The organism is Vibrio sp. CyArs1, assembly GCF_022432925.1.
Lineage (GTDB): Bacteria > Pseudomonadota > Gammaproteobacteria > Enterobacterales > Vibrionaceae > Vibrio > Vibrio mediterranei.
In genome coordinates, this window is record NZ_JAKRBO010000001.1 from 1033497 (window position 1) to 1048119 (window position 14623).

General features: G+C 44.4%; 13 protein-coding genes. 3 read left to right on the forward strand and 10 right to left on the reverse strand.

The features are described from left to right. The first annotated feature begins 123 nt into the window (after positions 1 to 123). A complete protein-coding gene (locus MMA19_RS04830; RefSeq protein WP_006069305.1) occupies positions 124 to 1608 on the forward strand; it encodes a peptide MFS transporter in 1485 nt (494 codons plus the stop codon). A gap of 1 nt (position 1609) precedes the next feature. Here the strand turns inward: MMA19_RS04830 and MMA19_RS04835 are convergent, their stop codons facing one another. From MMA19_RS04835 to yjjG, 6 genes are all read right to left on the reverse strand, one after another. Continuing rightward, the gene (locus MMA19_RS04835) at positions 1610 to 3649 is read right to left on the reverse strand and encodes a bifunctional diguanylate cyclase/phosphodiesterase (protein WP_240205843.1); all 2040 of its coding nucleotides are present in this window, start codon (positions 3647 to 3649) and stop codon (positions 1610 to 1612) included. A 145-nt stretch (positions 3650 to 3794) separates the two neighbouring features. Further along, entirely contained in the window at positions 3795 to 5951 is a 2157-nt protein-coding gene (locus MMA19_RS04840) for a cytochrome c (protein WP_240205636.1), read from the reverse strand. Continuing rightward, a complete protein-coding gene (locus tag MMA19_RS04845) occupies positions 5948 to 6559 on the reverse strand; it encodes a cbb3-type cytochrome c oxidase subunit II (protein WP_006069308.1) in 612 nt (203 codons plus the stop codon). Before MMA19_RS04845 ends, MMA19_RS04840 begins: the two co-directional genes overlap by 4 nt. A gap of 1 nt (position 6560) precedes the next feature. Further along, positions 6561 to 7970, reverse strand: coding sequence for a cytochrome-c oxidase, cbb3-type subunit I (gene ccoN, locus MMA19_RS04850; RefSeq protein ID WP_006069309.1), 1410 nt, complete (start codon positions 7968 to 7970; stop codon positions 6561 to 6563). Positions 7971 to 7981: 11 nt separating this feature from the next. Then, positions 7982 to 8326 carry a c-type cytochrome gene (locus MMA19_RS04855; protein WP_006069310.1) on the reverse strand — a complete coding sequence of 115 codons (345 nt, stop codon included), beginning with the start codon at positions 8324 to 8326 and terminating at the stop codon, positions 7982 to 7984. A 278-nt stretch (positions 8327 to 8604) separates the two neighbouring features. Then, a complete protein-coding gene (gene yjjG / locus MMA19_RS04860; RefSeq protein WP_006069311.1) occupies positions 8605 to 9279 on the reverse strand; it encodes a pyrimidine 5'-nucleotidase in 675 nt (224 codons plus the stop codon). Positions 9280 to 9472: 193 nt separating this feature from the next. Here yjjG and MMA19_RS04865 point away from each other — a divergent pair, with 193 nt between their 5' ends. Together MMA19_RS04865 and MMA19_RS04870 are read left to right on the forward strand one after the other, a co-directional pair. Continuing rightward, positions 9473 to 9652 carry a hypothetical protein gene (locus MMA19_RS04865; protein ID WP_081836405.1) on the forward strand — a complete coding sequence of 60 codons (180 nt, stop codon included), beginning with the start codon at positions 9473 to 9475 and terminating at the stop codon, positions 9650 to 9652. 13 nt (positions 9653 to 9665) lie between these two features. Continuing rightward, a complete protein-coding gene (locus tag MMA19_RS04870; protein ID WP_240205637.1) occupies positions 9666 to 10874 on the forward strand; it encodes an MFS transporter in 1209 nt (402 codons plus the stop codon). Between the two features lie 143 nt (positions 10875 to 11017). Here MMA19_RS04870 and pstB read toward each other — a convergent pair whose 3' ends face one another. From pstB to MMA19_RS04890, 4 genes are all read right to left on the reverse strand, one after another. Then, complete coding sequence (gene pstB, locus MMA19_RS04875; RefSeq protein WP_006069313.1) at positions 11018 to 11767, reverse strand: phosphate ABC transporter ATP-binding protein PstB; 750 nt, start codon at positions 11765 to 11767, stop codon at positions 11018 to 11020. A gap of 99 nt (positions 11768 to 11866) precedes the next feature. Continuing rightward, positions 11867 to 12730, reverse strand: a complete 864-nt coding sequence (gene pstA / locus MMA19_RS04880; RefSeq protein ID WP_006069314.1) for a phosphate ABC transporter permease PstA — start codon at positions 12728 to 12730, stop codon at positions 11867 to 11869. Between the two features lie 5 nt (positions 12731 to 12735). Then, positions 12736 to 13674: a phosphate ABC transporter permease subunit PstC gene (gene pstC / locus MMA19_RS04885; RefSeq protein ID WP_006069315.1), complete on the reverse strand. Its 939-nt coding sequence runs from the start codon at positions 13672 to 13674 to the stop codon at positions 12736 to 12738. A 97-nt stretch (positions 13675 to 13771) separates the two neighbouring features. Then, entirely contained in the window at positions 13772 to 14593 is an 822-nt protein-coding gene (locus MMA19_RS04890) for a phosphate ABC transporter substrate-binding protein (RefSeq protein ID WP_006069316.1), read from the reverse strand. Positions 14594 to 14623: the final 30 nt, after the last annotated feature.

Here is a 14623-nt window from a genome sequence, read left to right on the forward strand (position 1 = left end):
ATTAGAAAATGTCGTGTGTAAAAGCCACACAATAGGAGTAGAGATCAACATGTAACAAATTTTGTCTGTTAACATTTATCTGGATATTTAAACCACTTCCTAATAAATACTAAGGATAAAATTATGTGGAATAAACTAAACAAATCCATGATGTTCTGCCAAATGATGTTTGGCCTTTCATTTTATGGGGTGATGGTCATTCTCACGAGGTTTTTTCTAGAAAATCTCGATTACAGTGAAGCGGACACTATGATGGTGGTGGGTGCGTTTTCATCAATCGGTCCTCTATTCGCTATCGCAGGTGGCTTTATTGCCGACAAATTCTTAGGCGCGTACCGCTCATTGACGATTGCTTATTTCGGATTTACCTGTGGTTACGTGTTGCTTGTCATTGGTGCATCTACTGTTAACATCCCTTTAAGTCTAGCTGGTATTGCTTTAGCGAGTTATGGACGTGGCTTAATGTCCCCTTCTTATCCTAGCCTTTACAAGCGTACGTTCAAAAGCCAAGAAGACTTTGAAAACGGATACCCGGTTAACTACTCAGTAAACAACATCGGCGCTTTACTAGGCCAATACCTATTCCCAATGTTCGTGCTCGTTATTGGTTTTTATGGCAGTTTCATGCTTTCTGGTATCTTGGCGTTCGCGGCGCTATTCACGTTGATGACGTTCCGTAAACAACTTCAGGGCGTCGGTGCAGATATCGACCAAGCATCTGTCTCTAACGCAAACTGGATTAAATTCGGTATCACTTCTATCGCCATGGTTGGAATGGTGTTCTTTATGTTCTCTAATATGGACATCGGCAAGAACATTGTTTATGCCATTGGTTTGGCGGCAATCGGCTATTTCATTTCTCTGATGTTCAAAGCAGAAAAAGCGGACGCGCTGCGTATGGGCACTATTTTAATCGTAACGGTTCTGACTACTGCATTCTTTGTCTACTATGGCCAAATGATGACATCGATGACCATGGTAACCATCAATACTATGCGTGGTGACCTGTTCGGTATCATTCCAATCGCACCAGAAGCATCAATGTCAATGAACCCATTATGGTGTATTGTTGCAGGCCCAGTGATTGCAGCAACCTTCTCAAGCTTAGAGAAGCGTAACATCCACTTCACTACAGCAACCAAAATTGGTTTCTCTTTCATTCTGACTGCCATTGCGTTTGGTATTCTGGCGCTAGCCGTGAAAAACATCGGCGAGAGCGTCATCATTCGACCTGAAATTTTCTTAGTTATCCACTTCTTCCAAGCCTTTGCCGAAGTGATTGTCGGTTCACTGGTTGTGGCATTTATTCTGTCTGTAGCACCGAAACATATTGAGAACTTCTCCGTGAGTTTATTCTCAGTGGCGATTGCACTATCTGGGATTGTGGGCGCAGTGTTCTCGACCTCTATCGCAGCGGAAAAAGGCCAAGAAATCACTCAAGAGTTTGTTAAGACAGTATATGGCGACTACTTCTCACTACTTACTATACTTGCGGTAGTAATGGTAGCAGTAGCCTTCACTGCATCCATTGCTATTCGTAAGATGCTAGCAGCTGCTGATAAGCATCAGCCTCAAAACGAAGCCGAACTTACCGAAGCTGAAAGCTAAATCAAACAAAAAGCATAGCTAATTGGTCAGCGGTTACTGGTTTACTAAACACGTAGCCCTGACCATATTCACAACCATGAGAGCGCAAGTATTCAACTTGGTCCCCATTCTCAACACCTTCTGCCACGATTTTTAGAGAAAGCGTTTCCCCCATGACAATGATCGCCTGCACAATAGCGTTGCTGTCATTTTCATCAGGAACATCGCAAATAAACGAACGGTCGATCTTTAGTTTGCTGATCGGTAATCCTTTTAAATACGACAACGACGAATACCCGGTTCCAAAATCATCAAGCGAAATCTCAATCCCCAATTCTCTGATTTGGTTCAGAGTATCAACCGCAAGTTGATGATCAATAAGTAAAAAGCTTTCAGTGATTTCGATCTCCAATCGTTCAGCTGGAAAGTTGGTGTCTAACAGTTTTTGTTTGAGCTTGGTGACAAAGTTAGGATGTTGCAGCTGTAACCCAGAGACATTAACCGCAATTTTGCCGAACTCGATACCTTGGTCGAGCCAACGGCGTCCTTGTTCACATGCTTCACGAATTACCCAAGCACCAATTCGCTGTATTAGCCCCGTTTTCTCCGCAATAGGGATAAATTGAGCAGGTGCAATCACTCCTAATTCAGGATGATTCCAACGCAACAAAGCCTCTACGCCTATCAACGTATTATTCGCTAGATCATATTGGGGCTGGTAAACAAGCGACAATTGTTGCTTCTCAACTGCATCATGCAGCGCAGACTGCACACGTACATGAAGAACCGAACTGTAGGTTAAGTCTGGAGAATAAAACGCATAGCCATTGCGACCATTTTTCTTCGCTAAATACATGGCAGTGTCCGCGTTTTTGAGTAAGGTTTCGCTGTTTTGGCCATCTTGCGGGTACAATGCCACACCAATGCTCCCAGACACTCGTAGCGATTCTTGCGAATCTAACTCAAAAGGACGATTAAACACACCAAGCGTTTCGTCGATTGTGTCCAACAACTGCGCTTCACTGTCATAATCAGTCAGAATAATCACAAATTCATCGCCGCCAATACGTCCGATGCTTGCTCTGTGGTGAAGAACATCCGTCAATCGATCTGCTACTTGCGACAATAATCTATCGCCATACAAGTGCCCCTTACTATCGTTAATGTGCTTGAAGTGGTCCAAATCTAAAAATAGTGTGGCAAATTGCTCGCTATGGCGCTGACCACCTTCAATGCTTTGCTCTAATATACTCGTTAGGTGAGAACGATTCGGTAGATTGGTTAGAGGGTCGAAGAATGCCATTTTGCGCAGTTTTTCTTCATGTGCTTTCTGCTTTGAGATGTCCTCAAATACGCAGATGTAATGCAAAAGCGAATTGCCATCGTCATTGATGGTACTAATCGTCGCCATTTGAGGATAAATGCTGCCGTCTTTTTTGCGGTTAATAAACTCGCCTTTCCAAAGACCCGTTTCTGAGAGTTGTTGCCAGAGGTTTTGGTAGAATTTATCGTCATGGTGACCCGATTGTAGGAATCTAGGGTTTTTACCGATCACTTCAATAGCTTGATAGCCCGTGACTTCTGAGAAAGCGCTGTTTACATCCAAAATCTTGCCATTTTGGTCGGTAATCATCATACCTTCTTGAAAGTTATTGAATATTTCTGATGTGATCGACAGTCTGACTTCGACTTGTTTACGACGGGTGACGTTTCTCGTCATACCTATGACACCAATTAGCTCACCATCTGGTTGCTGAATTGGTGACTTGATGGTTTCTAGCCAGACATCATGACCATATGCGTCACGGCTGGCGCACTCTTCCACCGTCTCTTGGGCACCAAAGTCTATGACTCTATCATCGGCTTTTTGGTAGTGCTCTGAGCGACTTTTCGAGAAGAGCTCAAAGTCAGTCTTACCAAAAATCTCCGAACGAGGAAGGTTCCATGCGGATTCTACGCTTTTGTTGACGGCGATGTACTTCCTATCCGAATCCTTCACCCACACATGATCGTCTAAAGCATCAATAAATTGTTGTAGGGATGGGATTTGTTTTGAAGACATGATGATATAACTCGAACCAAACGTGATGAAGTCGCCACCTAGATGACGTTTCAACACATCGTACTAAATACTGAACAAGTTTTATAGCAAACCGCTGGTTAATTAACCAAAATGTGCAGACGATATATAAATCCAAATGCACATCTTAGTTTACATTGATATTACCATCACGCTCATCATACATATCTGGGGTGACATGAAGACCACCCGAATATCCGGCTTTTTCCAGCATTTCACGCACTTCTTTCACATCATTTGCAGTAACAACGTCTTCTCTAGCGCCTAAATATGACCTCACGAAGGTGATCAATTCTGCTAATCGTGTATCCGATAATACGTCCTCGAAACTTGCCATAGGCATAAAGTTTCTGTCCTTATCAATGTACGTTGGCTGAAGTCCGCGAATCGTTACTGCAATCGTGTTGAATGGATCACTGTGCATAATGATGCCGTTGTTAAGTAGCGTTGGAGCAATAGGATCACGCCCCTTACCATCTTCCCCATGACATGCTCCACATGTTTGGTTGTAAATGGTATAGATCTCCGCAGCGTAGGCCGCCTCATCAAAGCCCGTTGGTTGTAACTGCACCGCATTCTCATCAATGAAATTGTTAGTGTCGCCGCTCAACAGATAGTAAGACATGGACTCAATGTCTTCGCGAGTCATAAGACTCAGACTGTTTTTGATCACATCTGCCATACCTGCAAATGCCGTCCCTTTCGAGGAGTGACCGGTATGAAGGAAGTCTGTCAGACTTTGAATATCCCAACCGTCAACGTATAGCTCAGTAGCAGTAATATTTGGAGCATTCCAACCATCGATTAAATTGCCCTGGAAGATCCTGTCGTTTTCAAGCGCTTGAGCGATGTTCCTTGGTGTATGACATTCGGAACAGTGTCCTAATCCCGCTACCCAATATTTGCCAAGCTGCCATTTATCTACATCATCTACTTTATCTTTAAGCTCATCAGGTACTTGGTAGTCAATTGGCGTTCTATCCGCAAATACAATGTCCCAACCAAGTAAACCAAGTCGGATATTTGAAGGAAACATCATCTTATTGGGATCGTTTTTACGAGCAACCGACGCAATGGACTGCATGTATTCCCACAGATCGCGCATATCCTGCTCATTAACGTACTGGTAGGAGGTAAATGGCATCGCGGGATACAAGTAGCCATGTTGACCTTTGCCATCGACCAACGCTGCACGGAAGTCTTCGTAGTCGTAACTACCTATGCCTTCTGAAACGTGGGGTGTTATGTTGGTCGAATAAATAGTGCCGAAAGGTGTAACGAATGGCAGACCACCAGCAAACGGTTCTCCCCCCTCAGCACTATGGCAGGCGACGCAATCACCTGCATGTGCGAGATACTCCCCACGCTCCACTGACGACGCATCAAGCTTGGCAAGTCGAGAATTGTTGTCCAACCGCGCTTTAGTTATGTATGCACCAATAGCTAGTATTTCATTTTGAGAAAGCTGCTGTCCAAAGGCTGGCATAACATTGTTTAGGCCTGCACGAATAGAGTGCTGAATCTCCTCAATACTGCCACCATGTAACCAGATGTTGTCAGCGAGATCAGGCACGCCTTGTTCGATATTGGGAACACTGCCATCCCCATGACACGAAGCACAATTTTGTTTAAACAGCTCTTTCCCTAATTGGACTTTGATTTCAGGCACGTCGGTATGACGTTGATTTAGAGAAGCTAAGTAATACGATATTTTGGAGATTTCATCCGGTCGCAATACATCAATCCACCCTGGCATTGCTCCATTTCGACCTAACTCTATAGAGTGGATAATTGCAGCATCCGATCCACCATACAGCCACTCATTATCGATAAGATTTGGAAAGTGTTTCGCACCTTGCGCATTGTCACGATGACACGCAGCACAATGAGTCTGAAACAGCATACGTCCGGATTTCACTATATTTGGCTCATTCGCTAAGGCCAATAACGAGTCATCAGTAAGTCCGGAAAACTGCTGCGCTAGTGTGGTATTTGGACTACTCAGTTTATCGTTAGCTTGGTCGTAATCCATTAGCCCTTTCCAACTGCCGACTCCAGGATACAAGATCAGGTAACCAACAGAGATGGTAAATGCAACAAAATACGAAACAAACAACAATTTTGGTGGCGGCGCATCGTTCTCATCAATGCCATCAAAGGTATCTAATACTCTGTCTTTGTCAGCTTTGTGATTGTTGCGCCAGTACTTAACGACCACCAGCACCATTAGGATGAAAAATACAACAGTGCCGACAGCAGCCCAAAGGCTCCAAAAATGACTCATTGTCCATCCTCCTCTGCAGTGTCCACACCCAAACTTTGAAGGTAGTGAATCAGTGCTTCACCTTTTGTTTTTCCTCTCACTTGCAGTCGAGCATTGGCAATTTCATCATCAGTATAGGGAACACCTAAGAATCTAAGGGTTTCCATTTTCTCTGTGATGTCATCTCCCGTCAGAACCTGTTCGAACAACCAAGGGTAAGCAGGCATAATGGAAGTTGGCACAACTCTACGAGGGTCTATTAGATGTATTAAGTGCCACTGGTCAGAGTATTTTCGCCCGAGATTAGTCAAATCAGGTCCCGTGCGCTTCGAGCCCCATAAGTTGGGAAACTCATAGATGTCATCTGGCTCTTGGTTAGCCCTTCCGTTTCGCTTCATTTCGGGCTCAAGCGGCCTCACCATTTGAGTGTGACAAACATGGCATCCTTCGCTGATATAGATATCACGACCAGCCACTTGGATCGCCGTAAGCGGTTTCGCAGTGCTGTTCGCAACAAGCTCCGGTGTTCGCAATAAGTTTGGAAGCACCCATACTAAAATAGAGAACGACGCGACCACTATGGTAGAGACAATTAATATGAAGACTGACTTGGTAAAATCTGCACTCATGTTAAGCCTCCTTTGCGATTAACGACGTTGGCATTTTGACGGTCTTGTATATGTTTACAGCCATAAGCAGCAAACCAAGCACAAACAGCGCACCGCCAAAGAATCGAAGGAATAACCAAGGCGCTTTAAAGTTCATCGCCTCCACAAAGCTGTATACCAATTCACCATTATCGCTTTGTGCTAACCACATATAACCCTCACCTATACCTGCTACCCAAAGCGAAATGGCATAGATAGCGACACCAGCATGAGCAAGCCAGAAGTGCCACTTGATGAGACGTGGCGACCACAATTCTGTTTTCCCCCACAGTCGAGGAATGAAATAATAGAATACCGCTATACCCGACATTCCAACCCATCCAAGAGCCGCTGAGTGAACATGCCCTATAATCCACTCAGTGTTGTGTGCGACCATGTTGAACCAACGAATCGCGAGTAAGGGTCCCTCAAATGTCGCCAAGCAGTAGTAAAGAATGGCTGAGAAGAAGAACAGCATGATGTAGTCAGATTTGAGCTTTTGTTTGTTCTGAAGCAGGGTCATGGCACTGTTAAATGCGCCCCCCCAAGACGGTAACCAGAGGATCAACGACATCACTATACCGATGTTCTGGACCCACACAGGTACAGAAGAGTAGACCAAATGGTGAGTGCCCGCCCAAGTGTAAAACCCGACCAAGCCCCAGAAATGAATAATCGACAAACGATAAGAGTAAATCGGACGTTCAGACACTTTTGGGATGAAATAGTAGTTCATGCCAATGATGCCGGCAGTCAGCAAGAAACCAACGGCATTATGTCCCCACCACCACTGTACGATGGCATCCTGCGCACCTGCGAAGACAGAATAGGATTTCATTAATGAGGCGGGCATAGCAAGGTTATTGACGATAAATATCATCGCGATAACAATAATGAATGCTGCAAAGAACCAGTTAGCAACGAAGATATGAGAAACTTTCCTTTTCGCTATGGTTCCAAAAAAGAGCACAGCATAAAGCACCCACACTAAAACAATGAGAATATCAATCGGCCACTCGAGCTCCGCATATTCTTTTGAAGTTGTATAACCAAGAGGCAATGAAATCAGTGCAAGCAACAGCACTAATTGCCAACCCCAAAAGACCATCCAGGCAAGGCTCTTGTTGAAAATCTCACACTGCCCAGTTCGTTGAACAATGTAGAGCGAGGTCCCCATTAAGATATTGACCACGAAGCCGTAAATAACGCCTGAAGTATGAAGCGGTCTAAGTCGTCCAAACTGGAAATACTCGGAATCAAGGTTAAGCGCAGGCCAATAGAGCTGAGCTGCCAAGATAACGCCAATTGTCATGCCCGCCACAGCCCAAACCAACGAGGCGATGATGAAGTATCGAACAACTTTAGTGCTGTAGTTAGGAGATGTCGTATCCATAGAAGCTCTCCTTATTGTTTAGCATCATCAGAGCCAAGTTGAGAGTAATAATAGGCAATATCGGAGATGTCTTGTTCGCTCAAAGCATCAGCTTGCTGCTGCATAAGGACAGCGAGTCCCCCTGAACGTTCTCTAGTTTGATAACTGCGAAGCGAGGTCATGAGATACCCCATTTTTTGACCCCGAAGATTTGGATAGGATTCAATGCTGGATATGCCATCGGCGCCATGGCAGGTCATACAAACTTTTGCTTTCTGTTCTCCAACTTTGAAGCGTTCATCTGCATGAGTGAAAGGAGAAGCACTGAGTGCTCCGAGAAAACAAAGTAAGGGTATGGAAGAGACATATTTACCCATGACACAATTCCTTATGTGGCCTGTGTGATAAAGCTACTGCGTTACTTCAACTTTATTCGTCTATCTAAAATCTAGCCGATTCAGTACGTTGTTAGTGTTGAATGGCACTCGAGGGTGCCAAGAAACGTTGCTCTAGTAACTCCTACGCCTACTTGTACGGTATGGCGCAATAAATGGGGCAAACTTTAGTTGTCTCTAAAACATAGGAAGGGTAAAGCGGATATTCAAATATTGATAGGGATTAAATCGCCTTCGCAGTTGACGAAGGCGAATGGATTTTAGGCAAACAAGGTGTTTTTCAACTCAGCAAGAGACGTTACTTCGTAATGAGGTGCAATACCTTCTGGTCGCGGATGACCTTGTGTATTTAACCAACAGGTTTCAATACCAAAGTTAAGCCCACCGAGTACATCGGAATCAGGGTTATCACCAACCATCAGTATCTTTGATTTACTCGGGAGGCCCATTAATTGGTGGGCGTGCTGAAAGATACCATGGTCAGGCTTAGCCACACCTACTTCTTCCGAGATAACCACATGCTCGAAGTAGTCACTTAATCCAGTACGCTCAAGACGAATCGCTTGCAATTCCGTAAAACCGTTGGTGATGATGCCAAGTTTAGCTTGACCATTTAATGCATCGAGTAGCTCTTTCGCTCCCGGCAGCAAGGTACAAATATCAGCCATGGCTTCTAAAAATGCACTGTTCATTTCTAGCGGAGTGATACCAAGCTTAGTCGCCCAACCTTCAAAGCGAATATGTTTGAGTTGTTCTGCGGTGATTTTTCCGTCTTGGTAATCAACCCATAATGGTTTATTAACCAACTGATACTCTTCGTAATCATCACGAGAGAAGTTTACGCCAAAACGTTCAAACATTAGTTTCATACCACCAAAAGAATCAAAGTGGAACAAGGTTTCGTCGGCGTCAAACAAGATCCAATCGTACTTCATTTTTTGTTTTCCATTCTATTTACCGCGAGATTATATACCTAACTCAACTCACGGTGCATCTTGAGATTGTCACTCTCCGTGACCGAGCTCGAATACATGCATGCTTTGCATAGATTAATTCACAAAATGTCATTTGAGTCATTCAAAGCAGATCATTACACTTCGCGCTCTTTTTAAACCACTATTGAGCGTCATGTTTTCACAATCCATTTTTGCTCAACTCGTGAGAATGTTGTTGCTATTGGTTATCACCCTAACCGCAGTGCACCACTCTCCTGTATTGCTGGAGCTTATTGCAAAACAGGCAGTGCATACAGGGTGCCACCAACAGAATCCAACCGATCCTATGGATCATTCTCATCACCATCATTAGAGCGTAATTATTAATGAGTATTTTTCGTTTTCCCCCATTAGTTTGGTTGGGTATCGGCATCTTGATTGTCAGCTTGGGTATACGACAGTCATTCGGTATTTTCATGATGCCTATTTCCGAGCACTTCGAAACTGGGCGAGAGTTCTTTAGTTTTGCGATCGCATTGCAAAACCTTTTGTTTGGCCTTTTCCAACCCTTTGTCGGGATGGCAGCAGATAAATGGGGTTCAAAACGCATTATTTTAATCGGTGCTATCGCCTATGCATTAGGTCTCTATCTGACCTCAATAACGAATGAAGCCAGTGTTCTTTATCTATCACTAGGTGCGCTTGTTGGTCTAGGTTTGAGCGCGACAAGCTACGTCATCATTCTAGGAGCAGTCGCGAAAGTCGTGCCGGCGGAACACGCCGCAAAAGCATTTGGCTTAACTACAGCGGCCGGATCATTCGGTATGTTTGCCATGATCCCAGGTGCTCAATTAATGTTGGATGACATGGGTTGGCAAGGTGCATTACAAGGTTTTGCTGCGTTGTGCACTCTGATGGTTGCGTTTTCACTATTTATGAAATCCTCACGTCAAAATAACGCAGGTAAAACACCGATTGAAGACAACGAGCTAACGCTAAAACAAGCACTAAAAGAAGCATTTCATCACAAAGGTTATTGGTTAATTCATGCTGGCTTCTTTGTTTGTGGCTTTCATGTGATGTTTATTGCTACGCACTTGCCAAGTTATCTTGCCGATAAGAGCCTGCCAGCAAACAGCGCAGCCCTTGCGCTCGCTTACGTCGGTATTTTCAATATCTTTGGTTCGTATTTTTGGGGGCTAATGGGTGACAAGTACAGTAAACGCCATGTTATGTCGATGCTCTATTTATTTAGAACAGTGGTAATTGCTGCTTTCGTTTCACTTCCCGTGACAGAATACACAGCGGCGTGGTTTGGTGGTGCGATTGGCTTCTGCTGGCTCGGCACAGTACCACTTACTTCAGGTTTAGTTCGTCAGATTTTTGGTGCTCGCTATCTTTCTACTCTTTACGGCTTGGTGTTCTTCACGCACCAAGTGGGAAGCTTTTTAGGTGCATGGGCTGGCGGTCAAATTTACGATTACTATGGTTCTTACGAACCGATTTGGTGGTCGACAGTAGTCCTTGCCTTTGTGGCAGCACTGATTCACTTACCGATAAATGACAAGCCATTACGCGTCGCCGCTACCGCTTAGTTGAATAAAAAAAGCCCCTCTAACAAGAGGGGCAACAGTACCATCGCTTATAGTTATAGTGATATGCCAGTAAATTCGGGTCACTCGCTAATTGTTTGATTCAATGGAATCGCGCGATAACTGGAAATTGTGTTCAAATGCGATTAACCGAAGTCGCCATTTACATAACCTTGAGTACGGTCATCCGCTGGGTTTGAGAAAATAATCGGTGTTTCATTATGCTCAACCAGTTCTCCCATTAGGAAAAATGCCGTGCGGTCTGAGATACGACGTGCTTGCTGCATTGAGTGAGTCACGATAACGATGGTGTAGTCTTTCTTAAGCTCTTCCATCAACTCTTCAATTTTATGTGTCGCAATAGGGTCAAGTGCCGACGTTGGTTCATCCATCAGAATGACATCTGGTTCCATTGCAATAGTACGTGCAATACACAGACGTTGCTGCTGACCACCAGATAAACCAAATGCATGTGACTTAAGGCGGTCTTTCACCTCATCCCAAAGTGCGGCACCGCGCAAAGAGCGCTCTACCACCATATCAATGTGCTTCTTATCTTTGATGCCTTGAGCACGCAGACCATACGCCACATTCTCGTAAATACTCATTGGGAATGGGTTTGGTTTCTGGAAAACCATACCGACTTTAATGCGAAGGTCAGCCACATCGATATTGCCATAGATGTCTGTACCATCCATTTCCAGCGAGCCAGTGATTTTCACACCTTCGATCAGATCGTTCATACGATTTAGACAACGTAGTAACGTTGATTTGCCGCAGCCAGAAGGACCAATCAACGCCGTCACTTGGCGAGTTGGAATCGGTAGGTTGATCGATTTCAGTGCTTGGTTTTCACCGTAGAAAAGGTCTAGGTTTTCAATATTAAATTTGTTCATAGTCTTAATCTCTAAATTCTTTATCGTGCAATGTCGTCATGTATGGAGTGGCGAGGCTCTTTATGTTCTGGCTTTGCCACTCGACGTCAATAATCTCTGTTAGTACGTTGCTGTATTGAAGCGGCTAGCGATAAGCTTAGTCAGCATATTGATAAGTAGTACAACTACAATCAATACCGTTGCTGTGCCATAAGCCTGATTCCACTCTTCTATTGTGAACAGTTCCGTTGTGAGTTTATAAAGGTGAACCGTTAGTGTACGACCTGAATCCATTAATGAATCCGGAATACGTGCAACCATACCAGCCGTTAGGAACACTGGGGCAGACTCACCAATTACACGACCAATACTAAGAATGACCGAAGTTAAGATACCTGGCATTGCGCTTGGCAAAATAAGGCGCCAGATAGTGTAGATTTTTGAAGAACCAAGAGCGTACGAACCTTCACGATAAGTTTGTGGTACGGCCATCAATGCTTCTTCTGTAGTACGGATAATAACTGGCAGGATCAAGATACTCAGTGTTAATGCACCGGAAAGAATCGAGAAGCCAAAACCAAGAATAACCACAAAGAACGTCATACCAAACAGACCGAAGATAATCGACGGAATGCCAGCCAACGATTCAGTACAGAATCGAATGACCTTCACTAACTTACTGCCAACTTTCGCATACTCCGTTAAGTAGATTGCGGTCATGATGCCTAGCGGTGCAGCTACCGCAATCGAGGCGATAACCATGTAAATGGTTGACACAATCATCGGGAAGATACCGTGCTCATCGCCAGTACGCGTATAGTTATCGGTAATAAAGCTCCAGCTTACGTGTTGAAGACCATTTGAAAGGATGTACCAAATAATCCAGAACAAGAAACCCACGGTAAGTGCAGCAGCGGCCCATACGAATGCATTCAGAACCGCGTCTTTATTTTGGCGCGCTTTTTTTAGTTTAACTGTATCCATAATGATTACTTCGCTTTCTCACGGTTCAGGTAAAGTAGTGCAGCGTTTAGCATCATGATAAACACTAATAACACTACGCCAGTCGCATACAATGCATTAGCGTGAACACCACTTGCGTAAGACATTTCGATCGCAATGTTTGCGGTTAGAGTACGCGCTGAGTCGAGGATACTTCCCGGCATCGCAGGCGCATTACCCATGACCATAATGATTGCCATGGTCTCACCAAGTGCGCGACCAATACCTAGAATCACACCCGTCATAATGCCCGAGCGAGCAGCCGGTACAAGTAGTTTGAAAATGGTATAAATCTTTGAAGCACCAAGTGCTAGTGAACCTTCTTTATAGGTGCGAGGCACTGCACGAATCGAAGTTTCAGATACGGTAATTACCGTTGGAAGAATCATCACACCCAACACAATGATACCCGCAAGAATCGTGTTACCCGCAGGAACATTAAAGATTTGCTGAATCAAAGGAACAATGATGACTAGACCGAAGAAACCGTAAACAACCGAAGGGATGCCTGCCAATAGTTCAACTGCAGGGCGGATAATGTCCGCCAAACGCTTCGGGGCAATTTCTGCGATAAAGATAGCCGTTAGTACACCTACTGGAACACCGACGACAACCGCACCGAGAGTAGAAACCACCGACGCTACAATCATAGTAGCAACACCGTAAAGTGCTGGTGGAAGCCAGTTTTGGCCTAAAACAATGCCAGAGACGCCCACTGCTTGGAAAGCAGGAAGACTTTCTTTGAAGATAAAGTAAGCAATAACCGCTAGCGATACGATACCGATGATTGCACTGGTAAGGAAAAGTCCATGGAAAATTCGTTCTTTCCAATCCACTCGTTTTTGAGCCTTAAGGCCGCTGCCACGAGTTACGGACTGAGTCGCTTCATTACTCATAAGCTTCTCACTATTTGTTGCGATGGTCATAATTAATTTCTACTCGTCGAAAGTTCGAGTTAGACATATAAAAGGCTCAGCCCTAAACGGTGGGCTGAGCAAGGTATTCAATATTTACTGGTAGAGATTAGTTTACTGAGATGTAACCTTTCTTCTCTACGATTGCTTGAGCTTCGTCAGTTAGCATCCAGTCAAGGAACTTCTGAGCTTCAGCAGATGGCTTACCTTGTTGGTAAAGCACTAGGAAAGGACGAGCTACTTTGTATGAGTCGTTCTTAACATTGTCTACAGTCGCTGGCGTACCATCGATTTCTAGAGCGTGTACAGAAGTATCAACCGTACCTAGAGAGATGTAGCCGATTGCGTATGGGTTGCTTGCTACCATAGTCTTTAGTGCACCGTTACCGTTAGCAACTTGAGCACGCTGAGAGATAGCCGTTACTTTCATGCCGTTGATTTTTTGCTTCAGGCTCATGATGTCTTCAAATGCGCCACGTGTACCAGAAGCTGTATCACGAGTGATAGCTACGATAGGCTTGTCTGCACCACCAACTTCTTTCCAGTTGCTGATTTCGCCTTTGTAGATTGCAGTTACTTGCTCAGACGTTAGACCTTTTAGGTCATTCGCTGGGTTAACAACAACTGCGATACCGTCGCGAGCAACAACTTCTTCTACTAACGTTGCTTGTTTTTCATCTTCTTTTAGTGCACGAGAAGACATACCCATGTCTGCTGAGCCATCTTTCGCTGCACGTACACCCGCAGAAGAACCTGGTCCTTGTACTTCAATGAAAACATTTGAGTTTGCTTTCATATATGTTTCAGAGAAAACTTCCATCAGTGGAGTTACGCTGCTAGAACCTACCGCAGAGATAGTTTCTTTAGCTGAAGCTGGAGTCACTGCTAGTGCGCCTAGTAGAGCGATTGCACCGATAACTGTCTTTTTCATCACAATTTCCTTTATTGGCTTGATTGCCGA

Coding starts and splice junctions, on each gene's coding strand:
- MMA19_RS04830 (WP_006069305.1), top strand. CDS start 124: ATGTGGAATAAACTAAACAAATCCATGATGTTCTGCCAAATGATGTTT.
- MMA19_RS04835 (WP_240205843.1), bottom strand. CDS start 3,649: ATGTCTTCAAAACAAATCCCATCCCTACAACAATTTATTGATGCTTTA.
- MMA19_RS04840 (WP_240205636.1), bottom strand. CDS start 5,951: ATGAGTCATTTTTGGAGCCTTTGGGCTGCTGTCGGCACTGTTGTATTT.
- MMA19_RS04845 (WP_006069308.1), bottom strand. CDS start 6,559: ATGAGTGCAGATTTTACCAAGTCAGTCTTCATATTAATTGTCTCTACC.
- ccoN (WP_006069309.1), bottom strand. CDS start 7,970: ATGGATACGACATCTCCTAACTACAGCACTAAAGTTGTTCGATACTTC.
- MMA19_RS04855 (WP_006069310.1), bottom strand. CDS start 8,326: ATGGGTAAATATGTCTCTTCCATACCCTTACTTTGTTTTCTCGGAGCA.
- yjjG (WP_006069311.1), bottom strand. CDS start 9,279: ATGAAGTACGATTGGATCTTGTTTGACGCCGACGAAACCTTGTTCCAC.
- MMA19_RS04865 (WP_081836405.1), top strand. CDS start 9,473: ATGTTTTCACAATCCATTTTTGCTCAACTCGTGAGAATGTTGTTGCTA.
- MMA19_RS04870 (WP_240205637.1), top strand. CDS start 9,666: ATGAGTATTTTTCGTTTTCCCCCATTAGTTTGGTTGGGTATCGGCATC.
- pstB (WP_006069313.1), bottom strand. CDS start 11,767: ATGAACAAATTTAATATTGAAAACCTAGACCTTTTCTACGGTGAAAAC.
- pstA (WP_006069314.1), bottom strand. CDS start 12,730: ATGGATACAGTTAAACTAAAAAAAGCGCGCCAAAATAAAGACGCGGTT.
- pstC (WP_006069315.1), bottom strand. CDS start 13,674: ATGACCATCGCAACAAATAGTGAGAAGCTTATGAGTAATGAAGCGACT.
- MMA19_RS04890 (WP_006069316.1), bottom strand. CDS start 14,593: ATGAAAAAGACAGTTATCGGTGCAATCGCTCTACTAGGCGCACTAGCA.